Below are 19,342 nucleotides of genomic sequence, written 5' to 3'. Positions count from 1 at the left end.
CCCTCCGCTGCCCAAGCGCGGTGCAGAATGCCGCCCTCGGAGATCAAATTGCGCGCAACGCTGCCTCGCGCACGTCAGCGGTCTTGCTGACTCACGCGCACAGCGATTAAGCTTGCAGGTATGGCAAAGTCAGTTGCGGGCAAACAAACCGGCAAGAAGCAGGCGATCGCGAGGACGATCGCGGCCGGCGATGACGAATCCGCGCGCGGCCGTCTGCTCGGCGCCGCCACGCGGCTGTTCTGCAAGAACGGAATCAATGCCACCGGCATCGATGCGATCATCAGCGAGGCCGGCACCGCGAAGACCACGCTCTACAAGCTGTTCGGATCGAAGACCGCGCTGGTCACCGCCGTGCTCGAAAGCGAAGGCAAGCAGTGGCGCGAATGGTTCATCGCGGAAATGGAGAGCGGCGGCGGTGACGCCGAGACCAAGCTGGCACGCATCTTTCCGGCGCTAAAGAGCTGGTTCGGCGAGGAGCGCTTCTACGGTTGCCCCTTCATCAATGCGGTCGGCGAGCACGACAAGGATCAGAAGCAGTTTCGCACCATCGCGATGCGCCACAAGAAGGTGGTGCTGGCGCATATCGAGAGGCTCGCCCGCGAGATGGGCGCCGCCGAGCCGGAGAGCTTCTCGCATCAGCTCGCATTGCTGATCGACGGCGCGATCGTGGCGGCAATGGTGTCACGCAATCCCGAGGTCGCGGACACGGCCGGCCTGGCCGCGAAGGCGCTGATCGAGCCGGCGAAGCTGAAGGCGGCACAGCGCAACAGCAAGGCAAACCCGCAGCTCGCGACGGCGTGAGCCGCCCTGCTCCGCGACCGAGCGTCTGGATTAGCGGAAATACTCCGTCACCAGCTTCAGGTCGGCCCGGTCTGCGCACGCGCCGTTGAGGCTGGCATCGATGACGCGGCGGCAGGCCGCGACCGCAGCCTCATCACCGAGCTCGTTGGCCGCTTCGAGTACATGCCAGGCCGCATCGGCCGCCGCGCGGTCCGCAGGCGTCTCGCGATGGCCGAGCCGCTGCTCTCTGCGAAGAGGGAGTTCCGTGCCGTTCATCCGCGATCACCTCCGTCCATCGCTGCAGGTTCAATACGCCGCCGCGCGCGGCGTGGACGCCTTGCCGCCTTTGCCCGGATTCTTGCGGGACTGATAGAATTCGAGCACGCTGCGCGACGTCTGCGACTGGAGCTTGGCATAGTCACGCTCCAGCTCCTGCAATTCACCGGCCGTGATGCGATGTTCGCGGGCACCGAGGAAGGCGAGCGCCATCATCGTATCCCAGGTGAAGCCGAGCGCCTTGGCGAGCATCAGCAGCATCTCGCGGTTACGGTCAAACAAGGCGCGCTCGACGACGTCGACCGGCAGTCCCGACAGCAGCGCGAGGCCGATCGTCACCTCCTCGACCTTGTGCGCCGTCGCATAGCTGGCGATGGTGCTCTCGTGCAGATTGCCGAGGCGGTGCTGGATCGTCACGGTGCGCTTGGCGACGAAGTAGTTGCGCGAGCCGGGCCCGAACTTCGACTGCAGGTCGCCGGCGATGTTGGCGACCGAGCTGTGGATTTCACCGAGCAGTTCAGGGCGCTCGCCGGCCAGCCGCTTGCCGACGTCGTCCGAGGCCTTGGCGATGAGCTGCTGGAACAGATGGCGCGGGATGTCGAGCCGGCGGCCGAGATGCTCGGCGAGGATCGAGTCGTTCTCGGCCCGCTTGACCATGTGCAGGAAGCCGGCGCCGGAGAACTGAGCGCCCTGGTTGCGCGCCACCGCCGTGGCGACGGCGCGGTTGCCGCGCGTCGCCAGCACGTCGGTCACCGCCGGGCTCAAGGTCTTGCGTTCGGCGATCGCGAGCAGATGGTCCTGGCTCTTGGTGCTGGCGTTCTCGACCAGGGTGGCGTCATCGAGCCGCTCGGATTCGCGCAGCACCGGGCCGGCGACCCAGATCTCGTCGTCGAAGGCGAGCTTGCGGATGACGCTGGCCGGTGAATATTCGATCCTGGCGAGGCGATCGGCGAGTTTGGCGCGCGCTTCGACCTCGATCTCGTCGGCCAGCCGGCCGATGACCTCGCCGAAGGTGGCGATCTCCTCCTCGCAGTACCGTCCCGCGATCAGCAGGTCGGTCGCATGCCACAGCGCGCGCTCCCGGCTGTCGGCGGTCCCCCGCGCGATCGCATCCTCGAGGTCCCGCAACACCGATCTGGTTTCGTTCATGATGAAAGGCCGCACCGCTGCAACAATGGAAGGGCAATGCGCAGATCATACCGTTCGAACCCGAGCGTTCCGTAACCCGCCGCGTGCGGATTTGACCGGGCATTTTCACTCAAATGCGCGCGTGCGCGTTAAGCATGCGCGCGCATGCTGTCTACGGCATGACGTGGAGCGCGCGCGCCTCTGCCTCGGCGACCGACCGTTCGCGCGACGTCCACCGGCACTCGGCGAGAGCCCGGTCGATCAGCTGCATGGCGTCGCCCTCGCGACCCTGGTGGAGCATCAACTCGCCGGCGAAGAAGCTCGCCTCGCAGCGCCGTGCCTGGCGCGTGGCGGGAGCACCGCGGTCCGCCGCCGCAAGCACGGCCTCTGGCGTTTCCTGGCCGAGAAACAGGCGGACGATCGGCGCCGGCCATTTGCCCATGTCGAGCCGCTTGGCGTGGTCGGCAAGCTCGCTCGCGAGCCCGGCACGGCGGCGCGCCAGGTCCAGCCACAAGGCCGCATCGGCATTGTTGGGATCGATCTCGCTGAGCCATCGGAAGTCGTCCTGCGACTGCTCCAGGAGACCCGCCTGGAAGCTTGCGATCCCCAGCGCGCGATAGGCTTGCGCGCGGTAGCCATTGCGACCGAACGCCCGCCCGAAACCCGACCCCGGCTGCGGCTCGCTCTCGCGCAGATCGGGGCCGGCGCGATCGAATGCGACAAGAAGACCGGCCGAGGACTGCTCGATGACGATCTTGTAGTCGTCGATCGCATGCTCGACATCTCCCTTGCGGAAATAGGCGCCGGCGCGTGCGAAACGGGCTTCGATCACCTGCGGCGTCGCCGGCTTGCCGTGCTCGATCACGACAGTGCAGCCGGCGATGCGCTCGTCGGCGCCGAGATCGGCCGCGGTCGTACACCGCTTCGGTGCCGCCGCCTCGGCGCTCGCCGACAAGCCGAAGATCGAACCGGTGATCAACGCACAACTCAAAAACGAGCGCCATCGTCGCGTAGCCATGAATGCCCCCTTAGGTCTTGCTCTTTGTGCTGCGATCTAACCAGAACCGATCGGACGAACCACAATCTGGAATTGCGTTCGCAAATCATCGTTCAGCCGGTGTAAACGGGATCGCAGACTCGAGGCCCGCCGGGGCGCGGATGAATTGCCAGGGCCGTGTGAGCCGCCCGACAACTCAATCGGCAATTGCGCGCGATGGACGGATGCGCGAAGCCATTGATAGCCGCCACGCGGCTCGCGACGCGACCGTCGGCGACTACTTGGCTGCGCCGATCAGCGCCTGCAGCCGCACCAGCTCGGCCTCCAAATTCGCCTCGACATCCGCGGCCTTCACCTCGGTGACGCGATAGTCGCGGCTTTCCAGCCATGCCCGCCGTGCGCTGCGATCGGCGACGACGCCCTCGCTCTCGTCGGGGCCGACGAGCTCGATGGCGAGGCGGTGGATGAAGGAGACGAAATCGGGGATGTGGCGGCCGACCGGGGTCTGGCGCTTGAACTGGCCGGCGAAGCGGCGGTCGCGCGACAGCGCGTGCCACAGCGCCCGCTCGGCGTCCGTGGGATTGCGGCGGAGCAGCCGCGCCAGCCCGCGCAGCGAGCCGCGCGAATCCGGCAGGTTGGCGACGGTACCCTGCTCGGCGATCAGCGCGCGCAGCCGCGTCGCCTGCTCGCTGTCGAGCACGCCGCCCTTGGCCGGTCCCTTGCGTCCCTCGGCGATCGCCATCACCACGCCGTGCAGGGTGTGGATGTCCTGCCGCGACGGCTCCATGCGGAAGAAGATGTTGCGCAGGTTGACCAGCATGGTCTCGCGCTTCTCCGGCGGGCGCAGGAATTCGACCCGGTCGAGCTCGCGCACCAGGTTCTCGAAGAACGCCTCCATCTGCCCCTGGCTGGCGCGCTCCGAGCGTTCGGGCATGGCGAAGGGCAGCGCGCCGGATGTCACCAGCTTGAACCACTCATAACCCATCAGCAGCACCGCCTGGGCGAGGTTGAGCGAGGCGAAGCCCGGATTGACCGGATAGGTGATGATGCGGTTGGCGCGGGCGACCTCCTCGTTGGTCAGCCCCGCCCGCTCGCGGCCGAACAGGATGCCGGCGCGGCCGCCGGCGGCAATCTGGCCCTGCATCTCCCGCGCGGCCGCCTCCGGGCCCATCACCGGCTTGGCCTGGTCGTGGGCGCGGGCGGTGGTGGCAAACACCAGGTCGAGGTCGGCGATCGCCTCCGGCAGGGTGTCGAACAGCCGGACGTGATCGATGATGTGGTCGGCCCCGGCCGCCGCCCGTTGGGCGGCGATGTTCGGCCAGCCGTCGCGCGGGTTGACCAGTCGCAGCTCGGACAACGCAAAATTGCCCATGGCGCGCGCGGCCATGCCGATGTTCTCGCCGAGCTGCGGCTCGACCAGGATCACCACCGGGCCCGCGATCTCCAGTCCCGCCTTCGTCTTGTCGGTGCCCGACACGGTCAATCCTCGACTTCCAGATCCGGTTGAAGCGCGCGCCCGCGCGCCCTGCCCGCTCCGTTGGCCCGGCTGGCGAGAATTCTCAAGCAAAATAATCGGCTTAGCCAAGAATTTTACGGTTTGCGCGAAACCGCAGCCGGCCGCCTCGCCGCCGCTGCCCAGCGCATGAGCGGGCTGCGAAAATCAGCACCGGACGCATACCGGGTGCGCTTCCGCCCGCGGTGCAGCAGTGCTATGACGCGCTTGATTTCACAAGCGCTTTCCATTCCTGGCGCGCTGTTCCCAAGAAGGCCCCATCGATCATGGCAAAAATCAAGGTGACCAACCCGGTCGTCGAGCTCGACGGCGACGAGATGACGCGGATCATCTGGCAGTACATCAAGGACAAGCTGATCAACCCGTTCCTTGACATCGATCTGCAGTATTTCGACCTGGGGATGGAGAGCCGCGACAAGACCAACGACCAGATCACGATCGATGCCGCCAACGCCATCAAGAAGGTCGGCGTCGGCGTCAAGTGCGCCACCATCACCCCCGACGAAGCCCGCGTGAAGGAGTTCGGCCTCAAGGAGATGTGGAAGTCGCCGAACGGCACCATCCGCAACATCCTCGGCGGCGTCGTGTTCCGCGAGCCGATCATCTGCAAGAACGTGCCGCGCCTGGTCCCCGGCTGGACCAAGCCGATCATCATCGGCCGCCACGCCTATGGCGACCAGTACCGCGCCACCGACTTCAAGTTCCCCGGCAAGGGCGTGCTGACGATGAAGTTCGTCGGCGACGACGGCACCGTGATCGAGAAGGAAGTCTTCAAGGCGCCCGGTGCCGGCGTCGCGATGGAGATGTACAATCTCGACGAGTCGATCTACGACTTCGCCCGCGCCTCGCTCAACATGGGCCTCGCCAAGAACTACTCGGTCTACCTCTCGACCAAGAATACTATCCTGAAGGTCTATGACGGCCGCTTCAAGGACATCTTCCAGGAAGTGTACGAGAAGGAATTCAAGGACAAGTTCGAGGCCAAGAAGATCACCTACGAGCACCGCCTGATCGACGACATGGTCGCCGCGGCGCTGAAGTGGTCGGGCGGCTATGTCTGGGCCTGCAAGAACTACGACGGCGACGTCCAGTCCGACACCGTGGCCCAGGGCTACGGCTCGCTCGGCCTGATGACCTCGGTGCTGATGACGCCGGACGGCCAGACCGTCGAGGCCGAGGCCGCGCACGGCACGGTGACCCGCCACTTCCGCGAGCACCAGAAGGGCAAGGAGACCTCGACCAACTCGATCGCCTCGATCTTCGCCTGGACCCGCGGCCTGTCGCACCGCGCCAAGCTCGACAACAATGCCGAGCTCGCGAAGTTCGCCTCGACCCTGGAGAAGGTCTGCGTCGACACCGTCGAGTCCGGCTACATGACCAAGGACCTCGCGCTGCTGGTCGGCGCCGACCAGCGCTGGCTGTCGACCACCGGCTTCCTCGACAAGATCGCCGAGAACCTGACCAAGGCGATGGCGGCGTAAGTTTCGCCACTTTCGCCCTTCACATTGGTCACCTATCAACGGGCCGCGCCGCCAGCGCGGCCCGTTTCGTTTCCGCTGTGACCCGAGGACTTGACCATGCGCGTGATCCCGACGCTTTCGCTGCTGCTGCTCGGCGCCCTCTCCGTCCCCGTCGAGGCCGCCGAGACCACCATCCCCGATGCCCTGGTCGCCGCCGGCGAGAAGCCGGTGCTGACGCTGCACGCCGAGGGCGCCCAGGTCTACGACTGCAAGGCGGACAAGGACGGCAAGCTCGCCTGGACGTTCCGCGAGCCGATCGCGACCCTGTTCGCGGATGGCAAGACGGTCGGCCGGCACTATGCCGGCCCGAACTGGGAGCATCAGGACGGCTCGATCGTCGGCGGCCGCGTGCAGGGCACCGCGGTCGGCGCCACCGACAACGACATTCCCTGGCTCAAGCTCGAGGTCATCTCCCATCGCGGCGCAAAGGGCGCGCTCTCGGATGTGACCACCGTGCAGCGGATCAACACCGCCGGCGGCAAGCTGTCAGGCGCCTGCGACACCGCCGGTCAATTCCGCAGCGTCGCCTATTCCGCGGACTATGTGTTCCTGAAGAAGGAGTGAGGCGCCTCACGCCTCGCGATAATCGAGCAGGATCAGCCCGACCAGCACGAACGCCACCGGCCACACCCAGGCGGCCGCGCGGCTGATCCTGCCATCCATGCGCAGCTCCAGCCAGCGCGCCCAGCCGGCGGTGATGCCGCAGAGCGCCAGCGGCGTGTGGCTCATCTCGATCAGCAGCTGGTCCTTGATGTTGGCGATGGCGTGCGAATGCGTCATCAGCAGCGCGCCGCCGGCGGCGACCGTCAGCGGAAACACCAGCGCCGCGCGCCCTGCCTGCTGACCGCGCAGCCGCACCCGCCATTCAAACAGGCCGAACAGGAGGATCAGCACCACGAACAGCCGGTGCTGCGCCACTTCGGGATCGCGCCACGAGGCCCAGAAGCCGATCGGGCCGAGGGGCCAGGCCATCTCGTCGGCGCGCAGGAACAGGAACGCGGCCATCACCAGGAACAACAGCGGCCAGTGCCGCGCCCATCGGCCCCAGGCAAAGCGCTCGATCAGCGCCAGCACGCCGATCAGCACCACGAAGATGCCGGCCCAATGGTGGTTGTATTCCGACCAGGCGATGTCGGCGGCGCTGCGCGGCAGGATCACGCCCTCGCCCGGCACATAGGCTTGCGGCGCCGTCAGGCGCTGCGCGTCGGCGGCGTCGATCCTCGCCTGGAGCTGCGAGATCGTGAGCTGGTCGACCGAGGGGCTCGTCAGCCGCGGCCATTGCGGCGCGGCGCGCTCGACGATCTCGCTTAAGCTCAACCGGTCCTGGCTGAGATCGATGCCGGGCGGCAGCGAGGTCAGCGAGCCCGCCGTCAGGAGCGCCGTCAGCCCGATGCCGAGCTCGACCTCGACGAAGCGCTTCATGCGCGAGAGCGGTGCTGTGGGATCACGGCGGCGCAAACGTTCGACGGCGAAGAAGTTGCCGGCGCCGAGCGCGAGCAGCATCAGCAGCATCGCGACCTTGGCCGACATCATCACGCCATAGGCGGTGCCGTAGATCGCCGCGAACGAGCCGAGATAGGCGATCGCCATCACAATGCCGCCGAGCACGATCGCCGCCACCGAGACCATCGACATCAGCGAGTAGCGCCGTCCGATCAGGCGCTGATCGTCATCCGCCTTGCAGCCGTGCAGCGCCATCAGGAAGTACGGCAGGCCGCCGATCCAGATTCCGGCGCCGAGCATGTGCAGGAAGTCAGCGGCGAGCAGCGGCCAGCGCACCTCGAGCCGGCTCGCCGCGTGCGTCAGGTTGAGCTGCAGCAGCAGCGCGGCACCAGCCAGCACGGCCAGTGCCACGACGCGCCAGGCGGCCCAGCTGCCGGTCCGGGCGAGCGCCGCGATGCCGAGCGCGCAGGCGCCAACGGCCATGCCGGAGCGCGCGAAGTCGGCGCCCGCCGCCGCGCCGAGCGACAGGTCGAGCGTCCCGATCAGCGCCGCCATGTTGACCGCGAGCGAGGCCAGCACGACCGCGAACCAGCCGAACGCGCTTCGGCGCAGGAAGCGCTGGCTGCGCTTCCCCACGACGATCGCGTCGGCGGACAGCCTTTGCTGTAGCGGGCGAAGCAGCAACAGCAGAAACGCCAGGCCGCCCACGGTGAAGGATTGTGCCAGCAGGGTCAGGCCGCGCAGCACCACCGAGAGATAGCCGAAGATGTCGAGGAAGAGCGACACGGCTAGCGCACGTTGAAAGGAATGTCGCCACGGGTGATGTGGCCATCGACGCTGAGCACCTGCCATTGCAGATGCCAGGCGCCGGGGCTGAGCGCCCTGGCCTCGGCGTCGATCTCGTCGGCCGGCGCGTCGGCGGCCGGCGTGAGCGCCTGCTCGGCGCCGTCGGGCGCGCGCAGCTTCAGCCGCGAGCGGGCGTGATCGATGCGGCTGTTGAAGCGCAGCCGGATCAGTGTCGGCTGCTTCTCGATGGTCCCGCCCGCCGCGGGCTGCGACGAGACGATGATAGCATGGGCCGAGGCGGCGCCGGGGGCGGCCAGAAGCAGCGCGGCAAGGGTCGGCAGGTGACCGAATCGGATGACGGACGACATGGGACGCGCGGGCGGAGGCTGCGGCGGGAACGTTCGGGCTGGACCGGGTCGAACAAAACTCTACCGTTCAAATCTAAGCGCCCTTCCTGTTCCCCGCGTAGCCACAAAGTCGTGACTGCGCCGAACGGGGACCTGCGGCTGTGGACAGCCGCGCGCCGGCCCTGCCCGCGGAGCATCCCGGAACGGCGAAATTTAGGGTCGAATCATCAAGCACTTCGCTGTATGCCTCGCCGCATCATTGCCGTCTGTCCGGCCCGGCCTGCCGGCCCGCGGACCAACATTGCCTTTCGAGGAACGCCTGAGGAAACCCGTCATGCCCGCCTATCGCTCCCGCACCTCCACCCATGGCCGCAACATGGCCGGCGCCCGCGGCCTGTGGCGCGCCACCGGCATGACCAACGAGGATTTCGGCAAGCCGATCATCGCCGTGGTCAACTCCTTCACCCAGTTCGTGCCGGGCCATGTCCACCTCAAGGACCTCGGCCAGCTGGTCGCCCGCGAGATCGAGAAGGCCGGCGGCGTCGCCAAGGAGTTCAACACGATCGCGGTCGATGACGGCATCGCGATGGGCCATGACGGCATGCTCTACAGCCTGCCGTCGCGCGAGCTGATCGCCGACAGCACCGAATACATGGTCAACGCGCATTGCGCCGACGCCATGGTCTGCATCTCCAACTGCGACAAGATCACGCCCGGCATGCTGATGGCCGCGATGCGCCTCAACATCCCCGCGGTGTTCGTCTCGGGCGGCCCGATGGAGGCCGGCAAGGTCAACATCGAGGGCAAGCTGCGCAAGGTCGATCTGATCGATGCGATGATCGTGGCCGCCGACGACAAGGTCTCGGACGCCGACGTCGAGGTGATGGAGCGCTCGGCCTGCCCGACCTGCGGCTCCTGCTCCGGCATGTTCACGGCCAACTCCATGAACTGCCTGACCGAGGCGCTCGGCCTGTCGCTGCCCGGCAACGGCTCGGTGCTGGCGACGCATGCCGACCGCCGCGGCCTGTTCGTCGAGGCCGGTCACCTGATCGTCGATCTCGCCCGCCGCTATTACGAGCAGGACGATGCGTCGGTGCTCCCGCGCTCGATCGCCAACTTCAAGGCGTTCGAGAACGCGATGAGCATGGACATCGCGATGGGCGGCTCGACCAACACCGTGCTGCATCTGCTCGCCGCCGCGCATGAGGGCGAGATCCCGTTCACGATGACCGACATCGATCGCCTGTCGCGCAAGGTCCCCTGCCTGTGCAAGGTCGCTCCCGCCGTGGCCGACGTGCACATGGAGGACGTGCACCGCGCCGGCGGCGTGATGGGCATCCTCGGCGAGCTCGCCCGCGCCGGCCTGCTGCACACCGAATTGCCGAGCGTCCATTCGGCCTCGCTGGCATCAGCGCTGGAGCGCTGGGACATCCGCAGCACGGCGAGCGAGAGCGTCAAGAACTTCTACATGGCCGCCCCCGGCGGCGTGCCGACGCAGGTCGCGTTCAGCCAGGACCGCCGCTACCAGGAGCTCGATCTCGACCGCGAGAAGGGCTGCATCCGCGACCTCGCGCATGCCTATTCCAAGGATGGCGGCCTGGCCGTGCTGACCGGCAACATCGCGCGCGACGGCTGCATCGTGAAGACCGCGGGCGTCGATGCCTCGATCCTGAAGTTCTCGGGTCCTGCGCGCGTGATGGAGAGCCAGGACGCCGCGGTCGAAGCGATCCTCACCAACAAGATCAAGGCCGGCGACATCGTCGTCATCATCTATGAGGGCCCGCGCGGCGGCCCAGGCATGCAGGAGATGCTGTATCCGACCAGCTATCTGAAGTCGAAGGGCCTCGGCAAGGCGTGTGCGTTGATCACCGACGGCCGCTTCTCCGGCGGCACCTCGGGGCTGTCGATCGGCCATGTCTCGCCGGAAGCCGCCGAGGGCGGCCTGATCGGCCTGGTGCAGGACGGCGACCGCATCGAGATCGACATCCCCAACCGCACCATTCATCTGGCGGTCTCGGATGCCGAGCTCGCGCAGCGTCGCGCGGCAATGGAGGCCAAGGGCGACAAGGCCTGGAAGCCGAAGACCCGCGCCCGCAAGGTGTCGACCGCGCTGAAGGCCTACGCCGCGTTCGCGAGCAGCGCCGCCAAGGGCGCGGTACGCATCGTGAAGGACTAGGACGCTCGACGGTCCCTAGCCAGGACTATCGTCTACGATGATCGGAGTTTTGCGCCGATCTGTCTCCACTGTCATGGCCGGGCTTGTCCCACGGCTGTCCGGTTCAGCTTCCGCATATTGCGAGGCTCAACTGTTGTGGGTTTGGCAAGTTGGGGTGGCCCCGTGAGCAATTGATCGATGGGGCGGCGATGCATGAGGTTGGTGCGGACCAATCTGGCAAAGACCAAGGGGCTTTGGATTGCCTTCTGAAGGTCTTGCGCGAGGCGAAGCAAGAGGAAGGCGATCAGGGCAACGGCGATCTGGATACGAACGGCGTTCTCAGAAGTCCCGAGGAACCTGGTGATCTTGAGGGTCTGCTTGACCCAACGAAAGAACAACTCGATGGCCCAGCGGCGACGATAGAGGTCGGCGATCTCTTGAGCGCTGGCATCGAGGTCGTTCGACAGGATGCGCAGGATCTTTCCCGTTTCCAAGGTGACGCGCACTTCGCGCACCGCAGTCTGCATTGGATTGCGGCGGCTGTAGGCTTGGCGTTGTGGAAGGAAGCCGATGCGGTCGGAGAGGATGTTGCCATCCGCGATGACAGGCAACTCCTCCACGACCCGCAGCGGCGTATTGGATTTGAACCGGGTCACGATTCGACAACCGGCGGCGTCCAGTTGAGCCCACCAAGCATATTCATAATAGCCGAGATCGAAGACGTAGGTTGCTCCCGGCTCGATGGGCATCTGATGCGCTGCAGTATTGTCGTTGACGTTGGCTCCGCTGATTGCCGCATAAATCGGCCGGTCGGCGTCGGCATCATAGATCACATGCACCTTGGCACCGCAGACACCGGTAGAGAACCGTGCCCAGCCAGCGCTGGCTTCTGTCAGCCGTACGCTGGTCGAATCAATCAAATACGTCGTCTCGGCAAGCTTGCGGCGTAACCGGCGATGGGCCTGCTTCATCATGATGGCCAACAGGGCGGCAAACATCTCCGCAGGCCGATTCATATTGGCGTCCGCGAAAGTCGAGCGGCGGACAGGGCCCCCACCCAGGTGATAAAGCCGCGCGGTGTGGCTCGACAGCCCGGTGACAATCTCACGCAGACTGGAAGCCCCCGAAAGCTGACCGTACAGCAGCGCCACAAATTGGTCTTTGGTGGAAAGCCGTCGAATCCGCGCGTCCGTGCCATGCTCGTCCACAAGCGCCTCGAAGCGATGCCAGGGGACCAACTTCAGAATGTCTCGGAATACTGTATTCTGATGCGGCATGGCGGGACCTTCCTGGTGTGTCTCGAACATTTGGCGATGCTCAAGACCGCAGAAGAATCCACGCCATGCACCATGTCCAGTCTGTCTGAACCGGACAGCCGTGGGCTTGTCCCGGCCATCCACGTCGTGCGGCATACTGAGAACGACGTGGATGCCCGGGACAAGCCCGGGCATGACGGAGTAACTCATCGGCAGGATCGTTCGTTGCAACCGAGCCCTGCCGAGGGCCGCGTTACACTCCACGCGGATGCACGACGTTTCCATCATTTCGCTCTTGCCCCCTCGCGCGAGCAGGTTCACGCTCATCCTCCACAACGAGCGCGTCAGCCGCAACGCATGCGCCTTTCCGTGGAGAGACCGCCATGTTGAACCGCCGCAGCCTGCTGCTCGGATCGTTGGCCGCCGGAGTGACGATGACCACGACAGCCGCACGCGCCAAGCCCGCGCAGCCTTCCACCCCAGTCGATTTCGACGTGCCGCCCGGCGCCTGCGACTGCCATACCCACATCCACGGCGATCCCGAGAAGTTTCCGTTCGCGGCCAACCGTGTCTACACGCCCGAGCCCGCCTCACCGGAAGAGATGGCGGCGCTGCACAAGGCGCTGCACATCCAGCGCGTGGTGATCGTGACGCCGAGCGTTTACGGCACCGACAATTCCGCGACGCTGTACGGGATGAAGGCGCGCGGCAATGACGCGCGCGGCGTCGCCGTCATCGACGACAAGACCACCGAGGCGCAGCTCGATACGATGACAACGGAAGGTTTCCGCGGCATCCGCCTCAATCTCGCGACCGGCGGCATCAATGACCCCAATGTCGGCCGCGCCCGCTTCCAGGCCGCGGTCGAACGGATGAAGGCGCGCGGCTGGCACGTCCAGCTCTACACCAACACGGCGATGATCGCGGCGATCAAGGACCTCGTGATGCAATCGCCCGTGACGGCCGTGTTCGACCATTTCGGCGGGGCGCAGGCCGATCTCGGCCTCGGGCAGCCGGGCTTTGCCGATCTGGTCGAGCTCGTCCGCAGCGGCAAGGCCTATGTGAAGATCTCCGGCGCCTATCGCGCCTCGACCCGCGGTCCCGACTACACCGATGTGATCCCGTTCGCGAAGGCCCTGATCGAGGCCAACCCCGACCGCATCGTCTGGGGCACCGACTGGCCCCACCCGGATTCGTCGCCGCATCCCGAGCTGAAGGTCACGGATGTTAGGCCCTTCTATCCCATCGACGACGGCCGCCTGATGAACCAGCTCCCGGTCTGGGCGCCAGACGCCGCGGTCCGCAAAAAGATCCTGGTCGATAATCCGGCGCAGCTTTACGGGTTCTAGCTCCTCGCGATCCTGGCGTCTCGGAACGACACCAGCCGGCGCTGCTGTTCGTCCCACAGCACCAGTCGGACGCAGCGCAGGCTCTCGGGCAGCGTGATGCGGCCGATCTCGCGCAGTTCGGGATGATCGCGCAGCACGACCGGCAGCCGGTAATAGGGAATTCGGCTCGAGAGATGGTGGACGTGGTGGATGCCGATGTTGGCGGTGAGCCAGTGCAGCCATGCCGGCAGGTCGTAATGTGAGCTGCCGTAGAGCGCAGCCTGCTGCTGCGTCCAGCGCTCGCCCCGCTCCCAGACGGTGTGCTCGAACTGATGCTGGACGTAGAACAGCCACACCCCGGCCATGGCGGCGAGCAGCATGATCGGGAGATGCACGACCAGGAACGCCTGGATGCCGATCAGCCACATCAGCCCGGCGACCACCAGGGCGATGCCGAGATTGGTGGCCATCGTGCTGACCCAGGGCGACCAGCCAGCCCGCATGAGACCGAACGGAAGACGGTGCTGCAGGAAGAACAGGTAAGCGGGACCGGCCACGAACATGACCAGGGGATGGCGGTAAAGCCGGTAGCGCAGCCGGGCCCAGCTCGACCGCGCCTGATATTCCCGCACGGTCAACGTATCGATATCGCCGATGCCGCGCCTGTCGAGGTTGCCGCTGCTGGCGTGGTGGATCGCATGCGTGCGCCGCCACCAGTCGTAAGGCGTCAGGGTCAGCACGCCCAGGATGCGGCCGACCCAGTCGTTCGCCTGACGCCCGGCGAAGAAGGTGCCGTGGCCGCAATCGTGCTGGATCATGAACAGACGCACCAGAAAGGCGCCGGCAGGAATCGCGATGAGCAACGACGCCCAGGCATGGCCGAGCGAGAACGCGAACCAGGCGGCCGTCCACAGCGCCACCAGCGGCACGGCCGTGATCACCAGCTCGGTCACGCTGCGCAGGCGGTTTGGCGTGCGATAGCTGCTGAGAATCTGCATCCAGTACCTTGCGTCGGCCGCCGCGCGGCCCTCGTCGTCGCCGGCGCGCAGCGTGGCGCGGTCCTTGGGCGGCACAGTCGCCATCGCGACTGGCTGATCGAACTGCAATGTCGTCTCCACCTTGTGTTCTTGGCGATCGCGCATGGCGGGACCGCGGCCAAATGGACCCCTGCGGACCGCCGCAGGCGTTCGAAACCAGAGCTTTCGCGGATTCAACCGGGGGTCGAAGCCAAATGATTCATCGTGCGCCCGACGATGAGCCGGTCTGGAAGAGCAGTCTGAGACATGCCCGCAGGAGAGAGGTCAAGGGCGCGCAGGACAGATCATACAGCGTAACCCGCCGGACTCCGCATTGCTAGGAGATGGCGGATTACGATCCGTTAATTCCCTCTTGTTTGCCGCGCCGATATGGCGCTGCGCTGTTTTCTCCGGGTTATTGCGGGGTGGGCCCGGGCTCCGTAGCCACCACTGCACGAGATGAGACGAGCGCAGCGATGATCCCGCCAATGACGGCCTTTTGGTGGTCATGAATCCGGGCCGACCCCTGGCGCTTCTGCCCGGGAATGACGGGAGCAGAATTCGAGTCATCCTCACGGTGGCGGTCATCGGCCCATCGTGACGTGCCTCATCGTCCAGTACCCTGCGTGGTGTCGTGCACGAACGCCCCATCGCCGCGCGCGTCGGAGAACATGTTCCAGATCGCGATGAACATTGCGGCGATGACCGGCCCGATGATGAAGCCGTTCAGACCGAACGCCTCGATCCCGCCGAGGGTCGAGATCAGCACGACATAGTCGGGCATCTTGGTGTCTTGGCCGACCAAGAGGGGACGCAGCAGATTGTCGACAAGCCCGATCACCAGGGCGCCATAGGCGATCAGGATCACGCCATGCCAGACCGATCCGGTGGCCAGCAGATAGAGCGCGACCGGAAACCACACCAACCCAGCTCCGACAGCCGGAAGCAGCGACAGAAACGCCATCACGACGGCCCATAGCAGCGGCGCGGTGATGCCGAGGAACCAGAAGATCAGACCGCCCAGAGCGCCCTGCGCCAGCGCCACGACCAGATTGCCCTTCACCGTCGCGCGAATGACGACCGTGAACTTGCCCAGCAGCGCGTGCCGCTGCTCCGCGCGCAGCGGAATGGCGTTGGCGATACGCGCCGACAACGCCTCCTGATCGCGAAGCAGAAAGAACAGCAGATACAGCATGAGGAACAGATTGACGAAAAACTCGAAGGTCCCTTGGCCGATGTTCAGCGCCTGGCCCGCAATCATCTGGCTGCCTTTCAGCAGGCCGGCCGACAGCCTGTCCTTCAGTCCGGCCAGGCTGCCAAGTCCAAAACGGTTGAGGAGATCGACCACCCATGTCGGAAGCGCCTCCAGCATCTTCTGGAAATACTGCCCGAGGTCCAACTGGCCCGACTGCGCCTGGCCGTAGACACCGGAGGCCTGCTGCGCCAGCGCCGCCCCGATCAGCGACAGCGGCAGAATGACGATCAGGACGACCAGCAGTACGGCGACGGCTGCGGCAAGCCCATCTCTGCCGTGCATCGACCGCGACAATCGGCGGTGAAGGGGAGAAAACACGATGGCCCCCACGACTCCCCACAGCACGGCAGGGTAGAATGGCAGCAGGATCCAGCCGAGCATCAGCGTGATCACCACGAGCAGGAACAACAGAACTCGGTCTTCGAAGCTGCGCATGTCAACTTTCCAGTCTGGCCGCGACATCTGGACGCGTGCCGTGGTCTTTCGAGCATCGCGAGTCGGCTATCGCCGAATCCAACAGGGGTCAACGCGCGAACGCGCCATTCGGGCTCCAAGCTGGTCGCGAGATCGATGCGGCACGTTGCATGACATCCATCATCGCGTCGCGCTCATATCACGCGCGGTGTCAGGGACGCCCCCGCCTCCCCGCCGTCATTCCGGGGCAGCGGCGAGAGCGTGCGCCAAAACGCGGATTTCGCCTGAACCCTCAACAACAACGCCAATTTCAAGAGTTTCCGCGAAAAATCAATCGCTTCTGAACACCAGCAGATCAGTTCACAGGGCGGGGGTTGGCGCAGCGTAACCCGCCGAAAGCTTGGCGCGAGAAGATGGTGGATTGTGCTACGGCAATCCGCCCTGCGCGCTGCTATGAGGTCGTAGGGCGGGTCGCGCCGAAGGACTTCCGAGATGGCGTGCGTTAGACCCGGCTGCTCAAGCGCTCGCCTGGGCAGATACCGGCTCGCTGCGGGAGGAGCGCGATGCATCCGATGATCACTGCCGCCAGAATTGCCGACGCGTAGTACCGGCTGAACGCCAGCCCGCCGTTCGCGATCGGCTTGTCCAGAAAATCGCCGAGCGTCGCACCAAGCGGTCTGGTGAGAATGAACGCGGCCCAGAACAGCGTCGTGCGCGACAGCGAGGTGAAATAGTAGGCAGCGGCGATCGCCGCTAGGCCGGCGCCGAAGACGAGAGCACCGCGTTCGTAGCCGAGACCGTTGGTGTCGGCCATCCAGTCCCCAAGCGCGGTACCCAGCGTCTGAGAGAACAGAATCGATATCCAATAGAAGGCCTCGACACGCGGAGTCGAAACGGTGTTGACCGAGATTGATCCTTCCGATCGGTACCAGACGAGGAGGGAGAGCATCAACAGCGCGAAAAGAAGCGACGTGCCGCCAGCATATCCGATTTCCAAGGAGCGGTCGGCAAGGTCGGCCACGGTCGTGCCGGCCGTGGTCGTGGCGATGACAACCAACCAATAGAGGAAGGGGCGAAATTTTCCTGCCGCGATCTGGGCGGCGACAACAACGAGGAAGAGGCCGATGAATATCGCGCTGCTGACCCCGTATCCAAGTTTCATCGACATCGAAGCGGCGTCGCCACCCGTCTCGCCAAGCGTCGTCGCCAAAATCTTGATGACCCAGAATATCAGGGTCACTTCCGGAACCTTGCTCGTCTCGATGCCGTCGTTCATGCGGCGATCTTTCATTTGATTGTAGATTGCTCCGGTGCGCCGGAACGTGGCGGCCCATTGCGAAATGGGCCGCCACCGGCTCTGGAGACGCGGGCTAGGCCTTCATGGAGTCCATCGCCGACAGCAGAACGGCGAGGGCCGTCTTGCACTTCGCTGCGTCCGGCTTGGTCTCGCGGACGGCTTCGAGCGCCCGGTCGATCGCCTTGTCGACGGTGTGCCAGTCGGCCGCGGCGCGCGGTTTCAGGCCAGCCTCCGACTCGTCCCACTTGGTCTCTAGGTCCTTGATGCGGGTCTTGGCGCCCGAAAGGTCTCCCTTGTCGACGAGAGCCGCGACTTCGGCGGCGATGCTTCTGAAGGCGGTCAGGTCGCCGAGCTTCGACTGCGCCGCTTCCGCGCGCGGCACCAGGAAAGCGCCTCCGCGGGCGACCGGGGCCAACTGGGCGATGGACAGGGCGAGGATGACTGCGGTGCTCGTGAACAGGGTCTTCTTCATTGTTGGACTCCGATGGTGGTCTGGGTTGGATCGGTTTGCGAGGAACTAGATCATTCGCTCAGATAGGCCTCGGTCTTCCGAGGGCGGTCGTCTTCGAAGGACAACCATGCGACCAGCCCGATGATGACGGCGAGGAAGGCCAGGCTGGTATGGATGGTGCCTAGTCCGAGTCCGCCATATTCGCGTGACTGCGAAAGGAGGTCTCCGAGCGAGGCTCCGAGCGGACGGGTCAGGATGTAGGCGAGCCAAAAGGTCAGCACGGCGTTCGCGCCCAGCAAAGAGGCAACGGCGACGGCGGCGATCAGACCCGCAAAGGCAAAGACGCCGACGTTGAAGCCAAGCCCCAAAGCCTCGGTCGCGAGGTCGCCTGCGGCGGTACCGAGCGCGAACGTGAAGAGAATCGCGGACCAGTAGAAGGCCTCGCGCCTCGTCGTGAAGATGGTATGGATCGAGAGCGTCCGTTCGAACGCGTACCAGACCGCGAAGATCGCAGCCAGGACGATGGCAAACGCCACCGTGCTGACATACAGGCTGACCTCGAGTTTGTCGGTCAGCGCATCGGTGATCTGGGTGCCAACCACGCTGACCAGGACCACGGTCAGCCAGTAGATCCAGGGCACGTACCTCTTCATGCTTAGCTGGACCGCGAGCACCGCTGCAAGAAGGCCCGCCATGACGAGACCGGTCACCGTCGTTCCCAACCCGACGTGCACGGCAAGATAGTCAGCGCCGGTTTCGCCGACGGTGGTCGACATGATCTTGATCACCCAGAAAACGAGGCTGACCTCGGGGACCTTGTTGAGCATCCTGTGGCCTGTCCATTCGTTCCCGGGCATTTCGCGCAACTCCTGTTCGATCTGGTCTGGCGACGTTTCGTCGTTCCCATGCAAGGTGCCTGCTCAGACTTAGCTCCGCCTTAGAGGGAACCTCTGAACGCGGCTAAGTCGCCCCTAAGTCGCGATCGTCATGGTGCCGGAGGGGGACATGAAACGGAGAAACGGAATGCTACGTTCACCAATCGCCGCCTGCTCCATCCTTCTGTTGACGATCGTCGCGGCTTCGGCGGAAACTCCGAGCACAGCCCCGAATGAGGCCGGTCCGATCGCAACGGCCAGAATCTCGCTGCCGTCCGCGATCGACATCGCCGAGAGGCACGCCAACGGCAAGACGGTCCGGGCGGAATACGAAAAGCAGAAAGATGGAAGCTGGGTCTACGACGTCGAAGTGAAGGCCGACAACGGAGTGACCGACGTCAAGGTCGATCCGGAGAAGGGAACGATCGTGGCGTCTGCGGCGGACAGGGACGACGAGGACAACGACAAGGCCGATTGATCGAAGGTGCTCGGCGGCCGGCAGGCT

At 65.4% G+C, this 19,342-nt stretch carries 17 protein-coding genes and 1 pseudogene; 6 read left to right on the top strand and 12 right to left on the bottom strand.

Going from position 1 to position 19,342, the window contains the following annotated elements; all coding sequences use genetic code 11:
* Window positions 1-120: 120 nt before the first annotated feature.
* Entirely contained in the window at window positions 121-801 is a 681-nt protein-coding gene (locus QX128_RS25000; RefSeq protein WP_315801217.1) for a TetR/AcrR family transcriptional regulator, read from the top strand.
* A 30-nt stretch (window positions 802-831) separates the two neighbouring features.
* Here the strand turns inward: QX128_RS25000 and QX128_RS24995 are convergent, their stop codons facing one another.
* The 4 genes from QX128_RS24995 to QX128_RS24980 form a co-directional block, all read right to left on the bottom strand.
* Window positions 832-1,056, bottom strand: a complete 225-nt coding sequence (locus tag QX128_RS24995; RefSeq protein WP_316238799.1) for a hypothetical protein — start codon at window positions 1,054-1,056, stop codon at window positions 832-834.
* Between the two features lie 30 nt (window positions 1,057-1,086).
* Window positions 1,087-2,205, bottom strand: coding sequence for a DUF2336 domain-containing protein (locus QX128_RS24990; protein WP_316238798.1), 1,119 nt, complete (start codon window positions 2,203-2,205; stop codon window positions 1,087-1,089).
* Between the two features lie 151 nt (window positions 2,206-2,356).
* On the bottom strand, window positions 2,357-3,163 hold the full coding sequence (locus tag QX128_RS24985) for a hypothetical protein (protein ID WP_316238797.1): 807 nt from the start codon (window positions 3,161-3,163) through the stop codon (window positions 2,357-2,359).
* Window positions 3,164-3,458: 295 nt separating this feature from the next.
* Window positions 3,459-4,658, bottom strand: coding sequence for a TrmJ/YjtD family RNA methyltransferase (locus tag QX128_RS24980; protein WP_316238796.1), 1,200 nt, complete (start codon window positions 4,656-4,658; stop codon window positions 3,459-3,461).
* Window positions 4,659-4,960: 302 nt separating this feature from the next.
* Between QX128_RS24980 and QX128_RS24975 the strand changes: the two genes are divergently transcribed.
* Window positions 4,961-6,175, top strand: a complete 1,215-nt coding sequence (locus QX128_RS24975) for an NADP-dependent isocitrate dehydrogenase (protein ID WP_316238795.1) — start codon at window positions 4,961-4,963, stop codon at window positions 6,173-6,175.
* A 96-nt stretch (window positions 6,176-6,271) separates the two neighbouring features.
* Window positions 6,272-6,778: a DUF3455 domain-containing protein gene (locus tag QX128_RS24970; RefSeq protein WP_316238794.1), complete on the top strand. Its 507-nt coding sequence runs from the start codon at window positions 6,272-6,274 to the stop codon at window positions 6,776-6,778.
* A gap of 6 nt (window positions 6,779-6,784) precedes the next feature.
* Here QX128_RS24970 and QX128_RS24965 read toward each other — a convergent pair whose 3' ends face one another.
* Together QX128_RS24965 and QX128_RS24960 are read right to left on the bottom strand one after the other, a co-directional pair.
* Entirely contained in the window at window positions 6,785-8,443 is a 1,659-nt protein-coding gene (locus QX128_RS24965; protein ID WP_316238793.1) for a copper resistance D family protein, read from the bottom strand.
* A 2-nt stretch (window positions 8,444-8,445) separates the two neighbouring features.
* On the bottom strand, window positions 8,446-8,811 hold the full coding sequence (locus QX128_RS24960; RefSeq protein ID WP_316238792.1) for a copper resistance protein CopC: 366 nt from the start codon (window positions 8,809-8,811) through the stop codon (window positions 8,446-8,448).
* Between the two features lie 313 nt (window positions 8,812-9,124).
* On the opposite strand from QX128_RS24960, the gene ilvD reads away from it, so the two are divergent.
* A complete protein-coding gene (gene ilvD / locus QX128_RS24955; protein ID WP_316238791.1) occupies window positions 9,125-10,966 on the top strand; it encodes a dihydroxy-acid dehydratase in 1,842 nt (613 codons plus the stop codon).
* Window positions 10,967-11,069: 103 nt separating this feature from the next.
* Here the strand turns inward: ilvD and QX128_RS24950 are convergent.
* Window positions 11,070-12,222 (bottom strand): annotated as a pseudogene (locus QX128_RS24950) (IS4 family transposase).
* A 362-nt stretch (window positions 12,223-12,584) separates the two neighbouring features.
* On the opposite strand from QX128_RS24950, the gene QX128_RS24945 reads away from it, so the two are divergent.
* On the top strand, window positions 12,585-13,550 hold the full coding sequence (locus tag QX128_RS24945; protein WP_316238790.1) for an amidohydrolase family protein: 966 nt from the start codon (window positions 12,585-12,587) through the stop codon (window positions 13,548-13,550).
* On the opposite strand, the gene QX128_RS24940 is transcribed toward QX128_RS24945, so the two are convergent.
* The 5 genes from QX128_RS24940 to QX128_RS24920 form a co-directional block, all read right to left on the bottom strand.
* Entirely contained in the window at window positions 13,547-14,527 is a 981-nt protein-coding gene (locus QX128_RS24940) for a fatty acid desaturase (protein ID WP_316238864.1), read from the bottom strand. The genes QX128_RS24945 and QX128_RS24940 overlap by 4 nt on opposite strands.
* 625 nt (window positions 14,528-15,152) lie before the next feature.
* Window positions 15,153-16,235 carry an AI-2E family transporter gene (locus QX128_RS24935; protein WP_316238789.1) on the bottom strand — a complete coding sequence of 361 codons (1,083 nt, stop codon included), beginning with the start codon at window positions 16,233-16,235 and terminating at the stop codon, window positions 15,153-15,155.
* A gap of 481 nt (window positions 16,236-16,716) precedes the next feature.
* A complete protein-coding gene (locus QX128_RS24930) occupies window positions 16,717-17,490 on the bottom strand; it encodes a hypothetical protein (RefSeq protein WP_316238788.1) in 774 nt (257 codons plus the stop codon).
* 94 nt (window positions 17,491-17,584) lie between these two features.
* Entirely contained in the window at window positions 17,585-17,983 is a 399-nt protein-coding gene (locus tag QX128_RS24925) for a hypothetical protein (RefSeq protein ID WP_316238787.1), read from the bottom strand.
* Between the two features lie 50 nt (window positions 17,984-18,033).
* On the bottom strand, window positions 18,034-18,789 hold the full coding sequence (locus tag QX128_RS24920; protein ID WP_316238786.1) for a hypothetical protein: 756 nt from the start codon (window positions 18,787-18,789) through the stop codon (window positions 18,034-18,036).
* Window positions 18,790-19,024: 235 nt separating this feature from the next.
* On the opposite strand from QX128_RS24920, the gene QX128_RS24915 reads away from it, so the two are divergent.
* Window positions 19,025-19,315, top strand: a complete 291-nt coding sequence (locus QX128_RS24915; RefSeq protein ID WP_316238785.1) for a PepSY domain-containing protein — start codon at window positions 19,025-19,027, stop codon at window positions 19,313-19,315.
* Window positions 19,316-19,342 lie beyond the last annotated feature (27 nt).

It is taken from the genome of Bradyrhizobium sp. SZCCHNR1015 (assembly GCF_032489875.1).
Classification (GTDB): Bacteria; Pseudomonadota; Alphaproteobacteria; order Rhizobiales; family Xanthobacteraceae; genus Bradyrhizobium.
The sequence above is the reverse complement of the archived record's forward strand: the minus strand, read 5'-3'. Positions and strand labels throughout refer to the sequence as shown.

Coding starts and splice junctions, on each gene's coding strand:
- QX128_RS24920 (WP_316238786.1), bottom strand. CDS start 18,789: ATGCTCAACAAGGTCCCCGAGGTCAGCCTCGTTTTCTGGGTGATCAAG.
- ilvD (WP_316238791.1), top strand. CDS start 9,125: ATGCCCGCCTATCGCTCCCGCACCTCCACCCATGGCCGCAACATGGCC.
- QX128_RS24945 (WP_316238790.1), top strand. CDS start 12,585: ATGTTGAACCGCCGCAGCCTGCTGCTCGGATCGTTGGCCGCCGGAGTG.
- QX128_RS24930 (WP_316238788.1), bottom strand. CDS start 17,490: ATGAACGACGGCATCGAGACGAGCAAGGTTCCGGAAGTGACCCTGATA.
- QX128_RS24960 (WP_316238792.1), bottom strand. CDS start 8,811: ATGTCGTCCGTCATCCGATTCGGTCACCTGCCGACCCTTGCCGCGCTG.
- QX128_RS25000 (WP_315801217.1), top strand. CDS start 121: ATGGCAAAGTCAGTTGCGGGCAAACAAACCGGCAAGAAGCAGGCGATC.
- QX128_RS24935 (WP_316238789.1), bottom strand. CDS start 16,235: ATGCGCAGCTTCGAAGACCGAGTTCTGTTGTTCCTGCTCGTGGTGATC.
- QX128_RS24940 (WP_316238864.1), bottom strand. CDS start 14,527: ATGCAGATTCTCAGCAGCTATCGCACGCCAAACCGCCTGCGCAGCGTG.
- QX128_RS24970 (WP_316238794.1), top strand. CDS start 6,272: ATGCGCGTGATCCCGACGCTTTCGCTGCTGCTGCTCGGCGCCCTCTCC.
- QX128_RS24990 (WP_316238798.1), bottom strand. CDS start 2,205: ATGAACGAAACCAGATCGGTGTTGCGGGACCTCGAGGATGCGATCGCG.
- QX128_RS24925 (WP_316238787.1), bottom strand. CDS start 17,983: ATGAAGAAGACCCTGTTCACGAGCACCGCAGTCATCCTCGCCCTGTCC.
- QX128_RS24995 (WP_316238799.1), bottom strand. CDS start 1,056: ATGAACGGCACGGAACTCCCTCTTCGCAGAGAGCAGCGGCTCGGCCAT.
- QX128_RS24975 (WP_316238795.1), top strand. CDS start 4,961: ATGGCAAAAATCAAGGTGACCAACCCGGTCGTCGAGCTCGACGGCGAC.